Here is an 18,002-nt window from a genome sequence, read left to right as displayed (position 1 = left end):
CTCAGCCTTGCATTTAGATCACATTTGCGAGCAGCAGACAGCCCACCAAACCGCACACCGAAATAATGGTTTCCAGCGCTGACCACGAGCGAATAGTTTCACCAATCGTCAGGTTGAAATACTCCTTGAACAGCCAGAAGCCGGGGTCGTTAACGTGCGAGAAGATCACACTGCCCGACCCCACCGCAATCACCATCAGTTCTGGGCTGGCGCCGCTGGTAACAATCAACGGTGCGACGATGCCGCCTGCGGTAATCGCCGCTACCGTTGCAGAACCCAGCGCAATACGCAGCACCGCAGCAATCGACCACGCCATAAAGATCGGCGAGACATTGGTTTCATGCATCATGCTGGCGATATATTTATCCACGCCGCTGTCCACCAGCACCTGCTTGAATGCGCCACCACCACCAATGATCAACAGCATCATGGCAATGATTTTGATCGAATCGGTAATGGTGCCCATCACTTCATCCATGCTGCGGCCGCGGTTCAGACCGAAGGTGAAGATGGCTATCAGCACAGCGATCAGCGTTGCCATGATCGGGTCGCCGAAGAACTCGGCATACGGCAATAACAGGTGGCCTTTTGGCAACACCATTTCGGCCACTGCGCGCAGCGCCATCAGAATCACCGGCACCAGTGCAGTGCCCACGCTGACGCCGAAACCTGGCATTTCCGCTTCAGTAAAGGTTTTCGGGTTCCACAGTCCTTCAGGGATCGGCTTGTCGATGCCTTTCAGGAAACGCGCATAAACCGGACCGGCAAGAATCACCGTTGGGATACCTAACAGCGTGCCGTACAGCAGCGTTTTACCCATATCGGCATTAAACAGCGTGGCAATCGCCGTTGGACCCGGATGCGGGGGCAGGAAACCGTGCGTTACAGACAACGCGGCTGCCATCGGCACGCCAACAAAGAGTAACGGAACACGCGCCGAGGCTGCCACGCTGAACACCAGCGGCAACATCAACACAAAACCGACTTCATAGAACAGCGCGAAGCCCACAGTAAAACCGGTCAGCACCAGTGCCCATTGAATGTGCTTCGGGCCAAATTTGTCGATCAGCGTGGTGGCGATACGTTGCGCCCCGCCGCAATCTGCCAACAGTTTGCCCAGCATGGCACCGAAGCCCATGATTAGCGCCAGGCTGCCTAATGTGCCACCGACACCGGCTTTGATTGATCCAATCACTTTATTGACCGGCATTCCTTGCATCATGCCCACCGCCAACGCGACCAGGATCAGCGCAATAAACCCGTTGAGTCTGAAACGGATCATCAGCAGCAGCAGTAATGCGACGCCAATCGCCACATAGAGTAATGGCATAATTTTTCTCCACTTTTGCGTACGACGATAAGTCGGCAGCGGTTTGTTTTTGGTTATCCCAGAGGACTTTGAATTTCACGACATCTGCGCCTGGCGTTAAGTCGCTTACGCAATGTTACGGGTATCATGTTAAGGGTAACATTGCGCACAAAGCATCAGATGCGGCGGCGGAATTTCTGTTTTGCGAAGGTGATCAACTTTTTGCCTGGTGGTTATCAGAATGTTTGCCACGGGGACGTCACGGCTTTTGGTTACACTAGATGCTTTACGCCATTCAAAAAGGACATGCAGGTGAGTGAGAATCTGATCGAGTTGTACAGTAATCAACAAACCCTGTTTGGTCGCGGTAGCATTGACCGCCTGGTGCCGCTGTTAGCGGCCAATCCCCAACCTACTCTGCTGTTTTGTGGCCGTTCATTTCTTAACGGCCCGGCCTGGCAACGGCTGGGTGCCGCGCTAAATGACCAGATTTTGGGTTACGAGATTGTCAGCCATGAAGCTTCGCCCGATGAAATCGATGCGTGGGTTAACCGCTGGCGCGGCCACGTTGACCGTGTCGTCGCGATAGGCGGCGGTAGCGTGTTGGATGCGGCGAAAGCGTTCAGTGCCATGATGCAGCATCCGCTGAATACCGCGCGCTATCTGGAAAAAGTGGGGGATACCGCCGTTCAGGCTATCACCCTGCCGTTGATTGCTATCCCGACCACCGCAGGGACCGGCAGCGAAGCGACGCAAAATGCCGTGGTGACCGATCAACAGCATATTCAGGTTAAAGCGTCGCTGCGCCATCCGGTGTTTGTGCCGCAGGTCGCGATTCTCGATCCCGATTTACTCAAAGGTTCACCCGATAGCGTACTGGCGACCTGCGCCATCGATGCTTTTACCCACTTGTTCGAAGCGTACCTGTCGCGTAAAGGGAATCTCTTTACCCAGCAAACCGCACTGAACGGCCTGCGGTTGTTCTTTACAGCCTGGCCGAACCTGAATCGTGAAGACCAGCAAGGTGACGAAGCACGTGAAGCGATGATGATGGCATCCTGGCTTGGCGGCGTTTGCCTGAGCAGTGCAGGATTGGGTGTGATCCACGGGATCGCCGGTGAACTGGGCGCAATTAAGCCGTTCCATCACGGTGAAGTGTGTGGTCGCTTACTGTTCCCGTTCCTTGATGTGCTGGCCGAAAGTGAAAATGCCGATCAACAGCGTCTGATGGCGCAGTTGGGGCAAGCGCTGCTAGCAGAGGATCCGGCACCGCCGGCGCTGGCACTCAAAGCCTGGTTGCAACAGCACGCGATTGTGCCTTTCTGGCAGGAGGGCCCGACGCTGAGCGCCACCGAAGTGGACTGGATTGTGGCACGCGCCAACAGTAAAAATGGCTGGGTGAGTTACGATGCCCCAACCCTGACCGAAATGATCGCCGCCGCGTGGCGCGTGGTTTGATAAAGCGGGCGGCCTGAAGGCCGCCCATGAACTACACCACCTTGAACATCGCAATCTCTTGCGCCAGCTGTGCGGCTTCATCACGCAAGGCTTGGGTATTCTCCGCCGTTTGCGTCACTAACATCAGGTTCTGCTGAATGCCCCGCTCCATTTGCGAAACGGCCAGCGTCACCTCCGCAATCCCTTTGCTCTGCTCATCCCCCGCGACTCGCATTTCGCTGACCACCTGCTTCACCTTATGCACATCACCGACCAACTGCGTCAATTGCTGGCCCGCACCCTGCACCAGCTTACTGCCCGCCAGCACGTTGCTGTCCGAATCAGCGATCAGCGCTTTAATCTCCTGCGCCGCCGTGGCACTGCGCTGGGCCAACGCACGCACTTCCGAGGCCACCACAGCAAAGCCTCTGCCCTGTTCACCCGCGCGTGCCGCTTCAACCGCCGCGTTCAGTGCCAGAATATTGGTCTGAAAGGCAATACTGTCGATGACCGTCAGGATCTCGGCCACACGACGCGATGAAGATTGAATTGAGCCCATGGTACTCACCACTTCACTCATCACCTCACTGCTGCTGCGGGCGATACTGGCGGTTTGCTCCGCTGCGGCATCGGCAAGCCGGGTGTTTTCGGCGTTCTGTTGCACGGTGGCGTTAAGCTGCTCCATCGCGGCGGCACTCTGTTCCAGTGCAGCGGCCTGTTCGGCAATCTTTTCGGACAAGGCATGATTACTCTGCGCCAGACCAGAAGCATTGGCGGCAACGGTTTCACCACTCCCCTGCACGCGGGAGATCACGCCAGCAATCTTATCGACAAAGCTGTTAAAGGCTTCGGCGATATCGGCTAACTCATCACGTCCGCTTTTGGTTAAACGACGCGTCAGGTCACCATCACCGTGGGCAATCGCGTCCAGCGCCACGTGCGTCGCTTTTAAGCGCTGACCAATACGTTGGGTAAACATCCAGGTGAGGAGCAACAGCACAACCATCGCCGGTATCAGGAAGGTAAAGATGTCGCGCATCATGGTACGCGCCAGACCGCTAACCACATTTTCCGGCGTCACCAGCCCGACAACCCAGCCGGTGCCGGGCATACGGAACAGCGTCACCTGTGCGCGGGTGTGCAGATAATCATCGGCAAAATCCGACATTTTCTGCACGTCACCTGCACCTTTGAGCTGGCTAACTTGCTCTGCCAGCGGCGCAAGCCACGCTGATTTCTCGGTCAGACTTTTCAGGGTGCTTAAGGTCTTTAAATCCTGGCCTGGGTAATAGAGCAGATTCCCTGCGCCATCCAGCGCAAACGCGTAACCGCCCGTGACCTGCCCTTTTTGCTGCATAAAGCCCGCCAGGTTATCCAGTTGCACATCTAAAGTGGCCACCCCGGCAAACCGATCCCCTGCCACATAGGGCACGCTGCAGGTCACCATTTTCACGCCGGATACCGGATCCTGATAAACCTCAGACCAGCCGCAGCGATCGCGAGCCGAACTGCGCACGGCGCTGTACCAACTCTCTTGCTGATAGGCGTTGCCCTCCGGCTGGTTATAGCCATCCGAATAGGCCAGCGAGCCATCGTTCTGTCGCGCCCAGAAAAAACTGCGACGCTGCACGCCGGGGGTGAAGGCGTCCGGCTCCGGCCACACACCACCGCCCGCGATGGTTTTATCACCGCTGCTGTTGATAATCTGCGGGAAACTCTGCTGCCAGAGTGTGGCATCGTGCGGCAGGACTTCTGCCAGGCGCGCCATACTGACGGCTTCGCCTTCGATGCGAACCAGTTGCTGATTCAATTGACTGACAAGGTTGTTGCCGGCCTGCTCTATCAGCGTATGGCTGGCTTCGATGACACGCGGCTGACCGCGCAACATCAATACGGAGAACACTACTGCGGTAGTAACACAAAGCAATAACAGGCCGCCCAACGTCATGCGGGCAGCCAAACGGGTTGGCAACATAATTTATCCTTACTTACCGACTGCATTTTCGATTGAGATAAGAAACTGCCGCTCAGCGGCGAATTGTGCGTTCCGTCACAATCGAGTATCGGCAAAGTCAGGAATAGCTTAAGGCTGCATGACGATTAAATGACAAACGGTGGCTTGCCCGCCAGCATCTGTTCAATCACCTGCAGCACGCCCTCTTCGTTATTGTTGGGTGCCTCAAAGCGCGCCGCGTCTTTGACCTTCTGTGGCGCATTCGCCATGGCAAAACTAAAACCGGATTGCTGCAGCATCTCCAGATCGTTACCGCCATCACCGAATACCAGAATCTCACTGCGCTCGATGCCCCAGCGCTTACCCAGCAGATCGAGGCCATGGCCTTTGTGATTGCCCGGCACGATTAAATCCACCGATCCATGGCCGCTGGACGTCGCTGCAGCTGAGCCCTGATGCAGGCGCTCAATGTCCGCCATTAGCGGCTCAACGTATTCATCAGACAGGTTAAGGGCAAACTTGAAGAGTTTGTCATCGCCGACCTCATCGAGGCTGCGAATCGGCTTCAGGCGATGGCAATAATGACGCATTTTGACCAGCCAGCTCTCTTCGATACCTTCGAAGTAGTAGGCGCTGTCGCGTCCACACAGAATGTAGCGCAGTTCTGGATAGTGTCCGTTGTGCAGGGTATCGAGCACCGCATCAATATCCGCGCGGGAGAATGAGCCGCAGAACAACTCTTCGTCGCAGTCGATGATCCACGCGCCGTTTTCGGCCACGAAAGCAATTTCACTGGAGATGTCGGGGAAGAAGGATTTGAGCTGGTAATACTGGTTGCCGCTGGCGACCACAAATTTGATGCCGCGCCGTTTCATTTCCTGATAACAGACCTGAAAACGTGCCCGGTTGTACTGTTTCTTATCGTCGAGGAAGGTGCCGTCCTTATCCACCGCCACCATTTTTACCACGGTCATCATGACTCCTTAGCGCATTGAAAGGAAAAAAGGGCCGTAGAGAGGATAACCTGGTGAGCGAAGAAAGCGGAGAGAAACACGGATGGTGGACACCATCCGTGCAAGCGATGTTAGTTAAACGCGCCGTTCAGAATCAGCGAGGTGATCACGCCCGTTGCTGCAGCAATCAACACATAGTTACCGTCAACATAAGACCAGTATTCACCACGCGGTGGCTCCGGCAGGCGACGTTCACGCCAGTCATCTACACGATAATGCGGGCCACGGAATTCTGGCGGCATTGGATGCCCACGACGGAAATCATGGCCATTCCACGCGAAGTGGTCGCCACCGTGGTGTCCTTCCGGCATACGATGGTCAGCATAGCGGTCGTGATGATCCGGGCCACGGTCTGGGCCATGGCCACGATCGGGACCACGGTCGCCGCCATGATCAGGGCCACGGCCGTGGTCCTGATGTTGGTCGCCGCCACGCGGCTGCCAGTGTTGGTCACCCGGGCCATCGGCCCAGGAAACGGCTGAAAACAGTGAGCTGCATGCAATAAGTGACGCAATAAGATTTGATGTAGTTTTTTTCATGATGTTGCCTCCAATGATAACGGCAGTTCTCGCACCGTTGAGTATCACTATTCATCAAATGGCAGCAAAAGAGGATTTCCAAAATTCCTAAAAAATCGGTGACTTACAATAAATTACCGCGAATTATCGCTTTCTTAACGATTGTGTCTTTTCTGACATCAAATGGACTTAATGTGAACAAAAAATGGAGATGAGAGGGGAAAGAAACCCGATCGCGAGGATCGGGTGGATAATGCTAATTCCATAAATTGCATAAAGCGGGTAAACCCTGCAAATTTGAGGGTAAAACTGAAGCACACAACGCCACATCACTAGCATTGCCGATAAACAATACCACTTTAAAATGCAAAATTCTTTTAAAACCCCCTGCTTTTCGGAAAAAACCGTAAAAATTTAACGGGAAAAGAAAATTATATTTCGCTGGCACTCACTTCCTGACAAATAAGGTCTGTGCTCTGACCAGAATCGGGGAGTGATTAAGCACGCTTTTCCTTTTTGCAAAAAAGCGTAGCGTCTAAAAGGAAGTTACTTGCCACAAAAAAAACATAAAGCATTAAAAAATAAGATTAATACCTAAAATCACTTTTAAAACGGACTGGTTATTCAGAGCAGACTTCAATGTTATTCATCATTACCTTACGCGCTTATCAGATAAAAATCCTTATTAGCCAAATTAATACACACCTGTGATTAATACCGCGCTTAATATTATCTACACTGAGTTTCGGATTATCCCCCGCTTTCTATTTAACTGAGTGTTTTTTCATCCCTGACGGGTCTGACAATAGAGGATTGCACCTCAGATAAGGTTATTTCAGGCAGATGATTGCAACAAAAGAATAATAGTGGACGTGCAGACAACGAATTCAACGCGTTGATGATGCCGACAAATGTCGTGTGGTCGATGCCGGATGACGCGCTAACGCGGCAGCAGGGCGAACCGGACGGCGCACCAACTCGCCGCTGCAATTCGGGCAGTGCTGGTTCAGGAGGGTTTCCACGCAGGTGACACAGAAGGTGCATTCAAACGAACAAATGCGGGCATCCGGTGACTCGGGCGGCAAATCTTTATCACAGCATTCACAGTTAGGACGTAGTTCCAGCATGGCGATCTCCTCTCAGTTTAGGGCCCATCATCACCTGCTTGTGCGGTCAGCACCAGACTGCTGACGGACACCACCCGGACAGATCGGGACAATCCTTCTGGGCAAAAGCATTACATTCCGCGCTTCACGTTCTATAGTTCAATCGCCACATTTACACATGAGATTATGCAATGCGAATCAAAGGCCTTAACTTCGGTTTCTTTATTGTGATTTTGGCGATCGTCACGGTCGCCTTTTTTGATGTGCTGACACCATACTTTTCCGCCATCTTCTGGGCTGCGATTCTGGCGGTGATCTTCCATCCGTTGAAATCCCTGCTACGCCGCAAAATGGGCGATCGCAACGGGCTGGCTGCCTTTGCCACCTTAGCGATCATCTGTCTGATCGTCTTTACACCACTGGCCATTATCACCTCGTCAATGGTGGTGGAGGTCAACACCGTCTACACCAAGCTGCAGAACAACTCGTCGCAGTTCCCTGCGGTGTTTGCCGATCTGATGCAGCATTTGCCTTCATGGGCGCGTAACTATCTCGCTGAAAATCACCTCGACAATGCCGGACAGATTCAGCAAAAACTGTCTGAGTTTGCGTTAAAAGGCGGTCAGTACATGGCCGGCAGTGTGTTCCTGATCGGCAAAGGCACCTTCACCTTCACCGTAGGTTTTGGCGTAATGCTCTACCTGTTGTTCTTCCTGTTAAAGGATGGCGCATGGTTAGTGGCCTTGATGCTGGAAGCGCTGCCGCTTTCAACCTACGTAAAGCATCATCTGATGATGAAGTTCGCGGCGGTATCCCGTGCTACGGTAAAAGGCACGGTTGTGGTGGCAGTGGTGCAGGGGATTCTGGGCGGTATCGCCTTCTGGATCACCGGCATTGATGGCAGTCTGCTGTGGGGCACGCTGATGGCGTTCCTGTCGCTGATCCCGGCGGTGGGTTCAGCTATAGTTTGGGTACCGGCAGCGATTTTCTTCTTCGCCACCAGCGCGGTGTGGAAAGGGTTGTTCCTGGTCGGTTTCTTCGTGGTGGTGGTTGGCTTAGTGGACAACATTTTACGTCCCCTGTTGGTGGGTAAAGACACCAAAATGCCAGACTACTTGATCCTGATCTCTACGCTCGGCGGCATGGAAGTTTACGGTATCAACGGTTTTGTCATCGGCCCGCTGATTGCGGCACTGTTTATCGCCTGCTGGAATCTGCTCTCCGGGCGTGACAACCGTGAGAATGCCGAAGAGATCGATGAAGAGTTTATCGAAGAGGGGAAATCGCGCGAGTAAGCCGTTTCCCGATCAGGCGGTTGCCCACGTTGGGTAACCGCCCGCTGACTGGAGAACTGCACCGATGTACCAGGGTTGGTTAAAATCGCTCTCCCCCGTGGCGCAAGCCCTGTTCCTGCTCGCATGCCTCACCTTGGTTTTACTGGGCTTGCGGCTCGCTGCACCGTTGATCAATCAGGTGCTGTTAGCTATTTTTCTTGCCGCAATGCTGGACCCGCTCATTAGCCGCCTGGCGCGACGCGGCATTCCTCGCGCCCTCTCTTCGCTGCTGGTGATCGTTATCCTGTTAATGCTGATCGTGATTACCATCATGTCACTTAGCGCGTCGGCACCCGATCTGATTAAACTCAGCCGCCAGGCGCCTAATCTGGTCGCCGCCAAGCTGCAATATCTGACGCAATCCCTCAGCCAGATGGGCATTATCCTCACCGCCGATGAGATGCTGAATTTCGTTGATGCGGGGGCGGTGGTACGCTTTGTCACCACGCAACTGTCGATGATTCCCGGCTTACTCTCCTGGTGGCTGATGGTGTTTTTGATGCTGCTGTTTATGCTGATTGAACTGCCACTGCTAAAACGCGTAGTACGCGCCAGCGAACGGCACTCTCGCTTATTCACGGCACTGGAGGAAGGGATCCAGAGCGTGCTGGTCTATGCGCGGGTCAAAACCTTTACCGGTCTACTCGGCGGTGTGATTGTCTGGGCAGTGGCCCATATGATTGGGCTCAAGTTCGCCTTTTTGTGGGGCGTACTGATGTTTATCTTCAACTACATTCCGGTACTGGGTTCGTTCCTGGCGGCAATTCCGCCGGTGATCCAAACCTTTATCATGTTCGATATCAAAACCAGTCTGATGATGGTGGCATTTTTTGTCGCCCTCAATCTGATGCTGAGTTCGGTGCTGGAACCGCTGATGCTGGGCAAACGCCTGAATATGACGCTGACGGTACAGCTTTTGGCTTTCCTGTTCTGGCAAGCGCTGCTCGGCATCACCGGCGCGATTCTTGCCATTCCCCTCACCTTCCTGCTGAAAAAAGTCTGGCTGGCAGTGCGCCAGCCAGATTTAAGCAGCGAATAAAATATTGTCGTCCTGGGCACACCAGTGCCCAACGACAATGATTAACCCTGCCGGTTAATTAAATAACTTAAAAACACCACGCAAAATAAATAATATATTAAAAACAATTAAAAGTTAGTCAGGAATGGATATTAACACCGTAAGGCAATCACTACAAAATTAATATTTGCGCCACTCACGCTTTAATCATAAAATCCATTAACCATTAAAATAACATCTAATAACTTCTTTCGTGATTAACAGGACTGTGACATGAAGAATGTGCTTATTGTTGATGATCATCCGGTAGTCAGGATGGCACTCCGATTATTACTTGAAACGGATAATATGAATGTCATCGGTGAAACTGATGACGGTTTTGAAGCGATGAACCTCACCAAAAGACTCTCACCGGATTTAATTATCGTAGATATCGATATGCCCTCCTACAACGGCATCGATCTGGTACAACGCTTACGCAACAATGACTTTGGCGGCGGCATCTTAGTCCTGACGGGCAAGGACGGCGATCACTACATCAAACGCAGCGCCAACGCAGGTGCGGATGGGTTTATTAGCAAACGCAATAATATGACGGAATTACACGATGCGATTAGAGCAATTAACGCTGGCTACGGTTATTTCCCGCTGAATCGTAAGCGCCATGGCATGCCCGATGATGAACCAGCAGACAAAGCGAAAATAGAAGCACTCTCCAGTAAAGAACTTCAGGTGCTGGTGTTTTTAGCCAGAGGAATGAAAGTGGTCGAAATGGCACAAAAAATGAAAATAAGCGACAAGACAGTCAGCACTTATAAACGCCGCCTGATGGAGAAACTGGACATTCATAATATGGTCGGACTCTACGAATTCGCCAAACGCAATAATATCTCCTGAATCCCTCATGCTTAAATTAGCGTATCTGCTTACTCTCTTTTTTAGCCTGTTCATTCTGCCCGCACAGGCCGAAGAGTCTCGGATTATGCAGATATTCAGTCGCGAGCAAATTATCCCACTGACGTTTACCCTGTCCGATAATGACTGGCGTTGGCTGGGTAAAAAGCGCGAGATCAAAGTGGGTATCTATGCACCCGATAATCCCCCTTTTAATCTCACCAGCGACGCGAATACCTTAGAGGGCTTATCGGCTGATTACACCAAACTGGTGCTGCATCATCTTGGGCTTCAGATAAAAACGCACTACTTTCCCAGTCACAGCGCTGCCTTTGACGCCCTACAACAGGGCGCGCTGGATATGCTGGTTACGGGCGCAGGCAATCAGGAAACTCCGCCTGAACTCTTGCTCAGCCAATCAGTGGTTGATGACTTCCCCGCCATGGTGTCACAAGAAAACAGGTTGTCTGCCCGCCAGGATGAGCCTGCACAACTGCACATCGCCATGCAGCGTGGCTACTTGAGTGATGCATGGGTGGAGAGCCGCTATCCAGAAGCAAAAATCACCCGCTACCCGTCCGCATTGAGCGCACTAGCCTCGGTCGCATTTGGCGAAAATGAGGTATTTATCGGCAATCTGACCTCTGCCAGCTATCTGATTGAGCGCAACTATGCTTCCACACTCTCGGTCGTGCGCATTTTTGAACGCACCGATGCTGGCCACCGCTTTGTCTTCCCCGCCGCCAATGCACCGCTACTTCGCGCGGTGAATAAGGTTATTAATGCCATTCCACAACAGCAGCATCAGGCCTTATTTCACCAGTGGGGGCAAAGCCTACCCGCTTCACTGGCTGCTCAGCCGCAACTGTTCAATGACAGTGAGCGGCGCTGGCTGCGCCAACACAAAGTGCTGCGTGTGGTGATCAATCCCTTAGACGCGCCCTTTACACTGAAAGATCGTCAGAACAGCTTCAATGGCATGACAGCGGATTTGCTGCGCTTGATTCATCTGCGCACCGGGCTGAATTTCAAAATGGTTGAAGCTTCCTCGGTCAACGACATGCTGGATAAGTTGAGTAGCCATCAGGCCGAGTTTGCCGGCTCACTAACCTACAGCGCGCAGAGGGAAGATCGTGCGTTATTTACGCGGCCCTATGTTTATCCGCCCTATGTTTTAGTCAGTAAAGATTCGCTGGGATCGCCGAATTCACTCAGCGAGATCACGACTCTTGCTATTACGCCACAGCATGAACTCACTCAGTGGCTGACGGACAATTATCCCCATATCAAACTGGTGAACGTTGAGAATGCCAGCATCGCGCTGCAAATGGTTAATGAAGGACGCGTCGACAGCGCGGTGAACAACCTGATATCCGCGCGATATATGATCGATCGCTACTTCAGCAATCGCCTGCAGATTTCGGCACGTCTGGGGGAACATCCTGCCCGCATCGCCTTTGCCATTGGGCGCGAAAACCCAGAGCTACTCAGCATTTTGAATAAAGCGCTGGCAGCCCTCTCTCCCCGCGATATTTCGCAACTGACGATGAAATGGCAGGGCACGCCGGACGTCAAACTGGATACCTGGCTGGCCTATCGCCACGAGTTCTATTGGCTGGCGGGGATCTTTGCGCTGCTGGTGATCACCTCTCTGTTCTGGAACTATCATTTGCACCGCGCGATACGCCAACGCAAAGAGGCACAGGCCCGTCTACAGGAGCAGGCCGCGTTTCAGCGGACTCTGTTTAATGGCACGCCGGTGCCGATTTATGTCATCAACAGTGCGGGGGAATTGACCAACAAAAATCCGGCATGGAGCCAGTTTTTTGCCGAAGAGTACAGCCACATCTGCCAACTTCCTCTCAGTGATACCGCGCACCCATTGCACAGCATCAGCCAGGCACAAATGGCGCTGCTGGCGGAACAAACGTCGCGAGTCATGCCGCCACAGCGTGGACAGATCGATAACGGACGCGAGCGACGTGAAGTGATCCATCGGGCTGAAGCCTTCCGCGATCATTACGGCAATATCGCGGGGCTAATTTGTAGCTGGCAGGATGTCACCGAGCATGAACGCCTGACGCGCGCGCTCTCTTTAGCCCGAGAGCGCGCCGAGCAGGCAAACCGCACCAAGAGCACCTTCCTTGCCACCATGAGTCATGAAATCCGCACGCCAATCAGCGCGATTATTGGCCTGCTGGAACTGGCGGTGACCGATCGCCAGCAGCAGCCGTGTGATAAGGAGTCGGTGCGGGTGGCATATGAATCCGCGCAGTCACTGATGGGGCTGATTGGCGATATCCTCGATATGGCCAAAATTGAGTCCGGCAAGCTGGAGTTCACCCCGGAATGGGTAAGCTTTGAGACGCTGGCTGAACCCGTGGTGCGGGTGTTTTCTGGCCTGGCACGTCAGAAAGGCTTGCTGCTGCATTACCACATCGATGCACTGCATCCCGATGAAATCTATGTCGATCCGATGCGTCTACGGCAGATCCTCTCCAACCTGATCAGCAACGCCATTAAATTCACCGAGCGCGGATCGGTGGAAGTGCAGATTCGCAGTCAACCTCGTGAGGATGATCAGATTCAACTGGAACTGATCGTGCAGGACACCGGCATTGGCATCAGTGAGGTTGAGCAGCAGCTGATTTTCAATCCCTATGAACAATCGGCTTCAGGCAAAAAACAGAGCGGGACAGGATTAGGTCTGGCGATCTGCGAGCAGATGGTGGCGATGATGGGCGGATGCATCGCCCTGCACAGCCAACCCGGCCGCGGCACACGTATCAGCGTGCATATCCCGCTCTCCAGCCGTAAAGCACTGGATATCCCGGTCGAGGCAGTTTCCCAGCAGGAGTGTTGCAATTTGCCCCTCACCATTTTGACGGTGGACGATCACCCGGCCAACCGATTGTTACTGAAACGACAACTCACTCGCCTGGGGCATAACGTGATTGAAGCGGAGAATGGCGAACAGGCGTTATGGTTATGGCAGGAAAACACCGTTGATTTGGTGATTACAGATTGCAGCATGCCGGTGATGGATGGTTTTGCCTTAACTCGCCAGCTGCGCCAAAAACAACGTGGACCCTTAACGATTATGGGACTGACCGCCAATGCCCAACCGGAAGAGCGCCTGCGTTGCCTGGATGCTGGCATGGATGATTGCCTGTTCAAACCGTTGCGTTTACCCCAGTTGGAAGCAATCCTGCATAACATCCCGCGTTCAGCTGCCGCCGCTACCTCAAAGCACCTCAAGCTGCATCAGCTCCTCGACCTCAATGCGCTGCGCGATCTGGCACACCACGACGCCGAGATGTTAGAGCGATTACTGAGTGCCACCCGTGAAGAGAACTTGCGCGATATGCAGTTCGCTTACACCAGCTGTGACAAAGGTGACTGGCCGGCCCTGGAACGCAGCCTGCATCGGCTCGCGGGATCGGTGCAAATCATTGGTGCATTAGACATCGCCGCGCAGTGTCGCAAGCTGGAAGAGGCGTGCGTCACCCCAATAGAGGCCGCGGATATTAAACAGATGCTGGATGAAACCCTCAGTTGTGTGCAACTGCTTAACCAAGCCATTCTGAACTTCATTCAGGAACAGCGGGCCTCTTAAGCAATGAGGCTCGCTGTTTTCTCTCGTCAAGGAATTAATCCAGATTGTGTTGCAGCGTAAAGTCATACAGGTCGATCATATTTTTCAGTTCTAATTTTTCCATCATGCGGCACTTGTAGGTGCTGATGGTTTTGTCACTGATTTTCATGACTTTGGCAATCTCAACGATTTTCATGCCCTGCGCCAGATAACGCATCACATCCATTTCTCTGGCGGTGAGCGTGGCAATCTTATCCTGCGCACTGTGTGCCTCTGCCAGCATCAGCCGCCTTGCACGCGCACCAGGGAAATAACCGTAACCTCGGCGCATGGCACTCAGCGCATCATGCAACTCCGCTAGCTCTTTGCGTTTGCTGATAAACCCATCCGCACCGGCACTGGCGCAGCGCCGAATGTAGTGCTCACTGTCCTTGGCCGAGAGAACAAGAATAGCGATATCCGAGCCCTGATTACGTATGCGCTGCACAACGTCAATACCGTTAAGTGAAGGAATATCGATATCAATGATGAGTAAATCTGGCCGTACCTTTTTCACCAGCACAAGGGCTTGCAAGCCGTCATTCACCTCCGCAACCACCACCAGGTTTTGCTTTTCCAGCAGCAACTTGAGGGCGAAGCGCGTGACGGGGTGATCATCCACAATCAATACATTTTTCATTCTTCACCTTGCGCAGATTGGCGATTTCCGAACTTCGCTGAGATGGCTGGGGCAGCCACTCGGTCATTCAGGGCTTATCTGCACGTTAAATCGGTCGTTCGGGCTGAAGACTAAAATAAATAACCCGTTCAATGTCATAGTTTTGCGTATTGGTGAGTAAATAAAAAAATGCACTGATTAAATGAATGAAATGCTTGCATGGGTGGAGTTATGGGGGGAATCGATCTTTGTATGTGTTTGCCAGCAAGTGTGGTATTGCCACAGAGCAAATCATGGACGGCAAGGTGAGAGTGTGTTGGGTGTCTGCTGGAGACTTTGTGGATAAGACCATTTTATAGCGGCGTCTCGCGCAAGCGCCCCACCCGGATACGCGTAGTGGCTGACATCGTGGTCTTATTATCCTCTCCCAACCCCAGCATCACATTGTATCCGTTGAACAATCCGGCATCGCCCAAACGGGGCATCGGCAGGAGCCGGGTCGGCACCGTCAGCCAGAATCGCAAATCGTAATCACAGCCCAGCAAGGTGCGCAGCAGCGCCATCACGTCCTGGCGGAGTTGCCCGTCAGGCATCCAGCCCTTCGCTTCTGCGGGATCGTCTGTCGAGAGCTCGACCCGGGAGCAGTAACCCACCACGCGGGTTTCATCACCCAGTATCGGATTTTGATCGAGCGTCATGCCGCCGCGCAGTGAGAGTCGGGCGCGTTTTGCCACCGGCATCCTCACCGGATGGTGTGCAAAAACTTCAACTTTGGTGTTCGGTGCCTGGCTGTTGATCACCGCTACGATGCCTTCCGCGGTGTGGGTGGTATGCAAGAGTGGTTGCAATATTGCCAGCAGGCGTGATGACGGTTGATCGCCGCTGTGGGTGATGCCCGTAAGCGCCATCAGGCTTTGCGAAACATTATCTGTACCGCCCGGCTCAAAGCTGGCCGGATAGTTGTATTTGCGCCAGATGCGGTAATACTGCGTCATCAGACGGTGATTGAAGATATCCAGAAACGCTGCCATCGCATCCGCACCGTCGCGGCCCTGATTGATATCGTCAATGATGCTGGTGGGCAGCGGCGAATCTACGCCGTATAAGCCGAAGAAGTGGGTCCTGACCGTTGGCGGCGCATCTGGATTGTCAGCGTCAGTTTCCGTACGCTTCAGCTCCCCGGCGGGAAAGCCCAGATGCGGATTGGGGCGAAAGCGCACCGGATCACTCTCTGGCGTACGGCCCGTGCCAAGGCGGCTACCGGTCGTCTGCTCCAGCAACTGGCAGAAACGATAAAAATTATACCGAGCTGTCTGGTCTTTGCCGTTATCGTCCAGCCAGAATGGTGGCAGCGGCTGGCTGTTTTCTTTGTTATCCATGCTCACATCAGCACCCTGTCAATGCGTCGTTCAGGCCAGGCCCATTCGGTGCCGGAAGCGGTCAGCAGCACCGTCAGTTGGGTAAAGCGCAACACGCTGGCGTACTGCGTCAGGAACTGCTCCAGCAGCTCGCAGAACAGGCGGGCATCACCGATGCCGCTGAACTGCGTTTCATCGAGCGCAACACGAATGCGCACGCCGTGCCAGTGATACGATGAGTTATAGTCCTGACGCCAGCTGACGTGGCGGATACCGCTGATACGGCGGCGGTTGTTTTCGTCGTTGCTCCAGTCGAATAACGTCAGCACGGCGCGGAGGCTTGCAGCATCATTGATCATCTGGCTGAGAGCGCGTGGATGCAGCAGCGACATCAGGTGCCACTGATACAGCTGTGTGGTGGGTGGGTAATACGGCATGGAAGGTGGCTGACGGGTTTTGCACTGCAACGCCAGGTTACCGGTGACTGCGCTTCCATCAAATACCGCTTTCTCCAGCGCCATGCGCGGATAGTTACCGTTGGTGCAGGTGATGTTCATAAACAGCGTAGCGTCATCTTCCCCCCGATCAGCCTCGCTTGCATCTCCGCCCAGCATCAGTAGGGTTTCATAAAGACCACTGACACCACGCCAGATGCGCGTATGAAAATATCGCTCCGGCCACGACTCTTTGCGTTGCAACATGCCGCCTTTTTGCCGGAAGTGTCGATACGGCACATAGCGCCGCTTATCCAGTGTTTCACTGGCGGCAACCTCATCCACGCTGTAAATCTCAGTATGCTGATCGCGCAGCCGGTGCGGACGCAGACGATAATCGAGCACCGCAGGCCTCACCTTTAGCGGCTCGGCGTTCAGAGTAAACAGGTTAATCACCGGGACACAGTGAATACGCAGCGCGTCCTCCGGTAACGTAATATCGCGAGGAAGTGGCTGGCTGAGATGGATATCGAGAATTGCCTGCAGACAACTTTCATTGAAAGGAAGCGTTTCGAGCCCCGTAAGCGTAAAGAAGGCGTAGCGAGCCGGAAAACTGAAATACTCCAGTAGTGGGCGAACTTCGCCACACAGTGCCGGGCTGTCGCTTTCCGGCCAGACTGGTCGCCAGTGCTGCTGCCAGCGTGCGCTAATGCCACCATTAAATGGCTGCGGATCGTGGCTATCACTCTGCGGCAGACGAACAGTAATGTTGCGCAGATGGCTGGTGAGCGCATGGTATAGCAGAGACTGCACCGGGCGATCGCCGTGAAGATAAAGCGGAATATCGCTGAGATCGACTTGGCTCGGATCGGCCTGAGGGCTGAGTGTAAACCGCAGGGATATCATCTGGTGCCCGTCAGGGTGAAACGATGTTGTGACATTACCTAACACCAGCGGGTGTAATTTCAACGCATCCGTGGTGCGATAAGGGCAACGCAGACCAGTGATATCCATCGGGCGTGTTAATAGCGTTGTGCCTTCCGGCAGCACCGCATCACGCACCTGAGCGACCACATCTGGTGTAAGTTCCACAACCGACATGGACGGCAGCGTGCGATTCACCACGGGCAGCAGATGCCCGAGCAGCGGTTCTGTCAGTTCCGGGATATCGTCATCAATCTTGCGGCGCATCTGCGCCATCATCAGTGCGAAGCCCTGAAACAAGTGCTCCACCGAGTCGTCCCTCTTCAGAGACGCACCATCCACGCCTAGCCTACGACCGGCTTCCGGATATTGCTCGGCAAACTCCTGCGCCGCCGCCTTCAGATAACGCATTTCGCTGTCAAAATATTTTAGAAAATCATGATCCTTCAT

Annotated in this window: 13 protein-coding genes; 5 read left to right on the top strand and 8 right to left on the bottom strand. The window is 53.6% G+C overall.

Annotated elements, in window-relative coordinates; all coding sequences use genetic code 11:
• Positions 1-13: 13 nt before the first annotated feature.
• On the bottom strand, positions 14-1,330 hold the full coding sequence (gntT, locus tag QMZ30_RS08150) for a gluconate transporter (protein ID WP_039330541.1): 1,317 nt from the start codon (positions 1,328-1,330) through the stop codon (positions 14-16).
• A 291-nt stretch (positions 1,331-1,621) separates the two neighbouring features.
• Here gntT and QMZ30_RS08145 point away from each other — a divergent pair, with 291 nt between their 5' ends.
• Positions 1,622-2,767 (top strand): iron-containing alcohol dehydrogenase, encoded by a 1,146-nt coding sequence (locus QMZ30_RS08145; protein ID WP_283226985.1) that lies wholly within the window; start codon positions 1,622-1,624, stop codon positions 2,765-2,767.
• 31 nt (positions 2,768-2,798) lie between these two features.
• Here QMZ30_RS08145 and QMZ30_RS08140 read toward each other — a convergent pair whose 3' ends face one another.
• The 4 genes from QMZ30_RS08140 to QMZ30_RS08125 all read right to left on the bottom strand — a co-directional run bounded on the left by QMZ30_RS08140 (position 2,799) and on the right by QMZ30_RS08125 (position 7,358).
• Positions 2,799-4,721: a methyl-accepting chemotaxis protein gene (locus QMZ30_RS08140; RefSeq protein WP_283226984.1), complete on the bottom strand. Its 1,923-nt coding sequence runs from the start codon at positions 4,719-4,721 to the stop codon at positions 2,799-2,801.
• Between the two features lie 125 nt (positions 4,722-4,846).
• On the bottom strand, positions 4,847-5,674 hold the full coding sequence (locus tag QMZ30_RS08135) for a Cof-type HAD-IIB family hydrolase (RefSeq protein ID WP_283226983.1): 828 nt from the start codon (positions 5,672-5,674) through the stop codon (positions 4,847-4,849).
• Between the two features lie 110 nt (positions 5,675-5,784).
• Positions 5,785-6,252 (bottom strand): RcnB family protein, encoded by a 468-nt coding sequence (locus QMZ30_RS08130; RefSeq protein ID WP_039330544.1) that lies wholly within the window; start codon positions 6,250-6,252, stop codon positions 5,785-5,787.
• 866 nt (positions 6,253-7,118) lie between these two features.
• Positions 7,119-7,358 carry a DUF1272 domain-containing protein gene (locus QMZ30_RS08125; RefSeq protein WP_283226982.1) on the bottom strand — a complete coding sequence of 80 codons (240 nt, stop codon included), beginning with the start codon at positions 7,356-7,358 and terminating at the stop codon, positions 7,119-7,121.
• 170 nt (positions 7,359-7,528) lie between these two features.
• Between QMZ30_RS08125 and QMZ30_RS08120 the strand changes: the two genes are divergently transcribed.
• The 4 genes from QMZ30_RS08120 (at position 7,529) to QMZ30_RS08105 (ending at position 14,199) form a co-directional block, all read left to right on the top strand.
• Positions 7,529-8,632, top strand: coding sequence for an AI-2E family transporter (locus tag QMZ30_RS08120; protein ID WP_283226981.1), 1,104 nt, complete (start codon positions 7,529-7,531; stop codon positions 8,630-8,632).
• A gap of 64 nt (positions 8,633-8,696) precedes the next feature.
• Positions 8,697-9,710, top strand: a complete 1,014-nt coding sequence (locus tag QMZ30_RS08115; RefSeq protein WP_283226980.1) for an AI-2E family transporter — start codon at positions 8,697-8,699, stop codon at positions 9,708-9,710.
• 252 nt (positions 9,711-9,962) lie between these two features.
• Positions 9,963-10,586, top strand: coding sequence for a response regulator (locus tag QMZ30_RS08110; protein WP_283226979.1), 624 nt, complete (start codon positions 9,963-9,965; stop codon positions 10,584-10,586).
• A 7-nt stretch (positions 10,587-10,593) separates the two neighbouring features.
• Positions 10,594-14,199: an ATP-binding protein gene (locus QMZ30_RS08105; protein ID WP_283226978.1), complete on the top strand. Its 3,606-nt coding sequence runs from the start codon at positions 10,594-10,596 to the stop codon at positions 14,197-14,199.
• Between the two features lie 34 nt (positions 14,200-14,233).
• On the opposite strand, the gene QMZ30_RS08100 is transcribed toward QMZ30_RS08105, so the two are convergent.
• The 3 genes from QMZ30_RS08100 to tssF all read right to left on the bottom strand — a co-directional run bounded on the left by QMZ30_RS08100 (position 14,234) and on the right by tssF (position 18,002).
• The gene (locus QMZ30_RS08100; RefSeq protein WP_283226977.1) at positions 14,234-14,857 is read right to left on the bottom strand and encodes a response regulator; all 624 of its coding nucleotides are present in this window, start codon (positions 14,855-14,857) and stop codon (positions 14,234-14,236) included.
• 332 nt (positions 14,858-15,189) lie between these two features.
• Complete coding sequence (gene tssG, locus QMZ30_RS08095) at positions 15,190-16,215, bottom strand: type VI secretion system baseplate subunit TssG (RefSeq protein WP_283226976.1); 1,026 nt, start codon at positions 16,213-16,215, stop codon at positions 15,190-15,192.
• 2 nt (positions 16,216-16,217) lie between these two features.
• A complete protein-coding gene (gene tssF / locus QMZ30_RS08090) occupies positions 16,218-18,002 on the bottom strand; it encodes a type VI secretion system baseplate subunit TssF (RefSeq protein WP_283226975.1) in 1,785 nt (594 codons plus the stop codon).

It is taken from the genome of Pantoea sp. EA-12 (genome assembly GCF_030053355.1).
Lineage (GTDB): Bacteria > Pseudomonadota > Gammaproteobacteria > Enterobacterales > Enterobacteriaceae > Pantoea > Pantoea vagans_C.
Note: the sequence above shows the minus strand (reverse complement) of the source record. Positions and strands in the feature narration are given on the sequence as shown.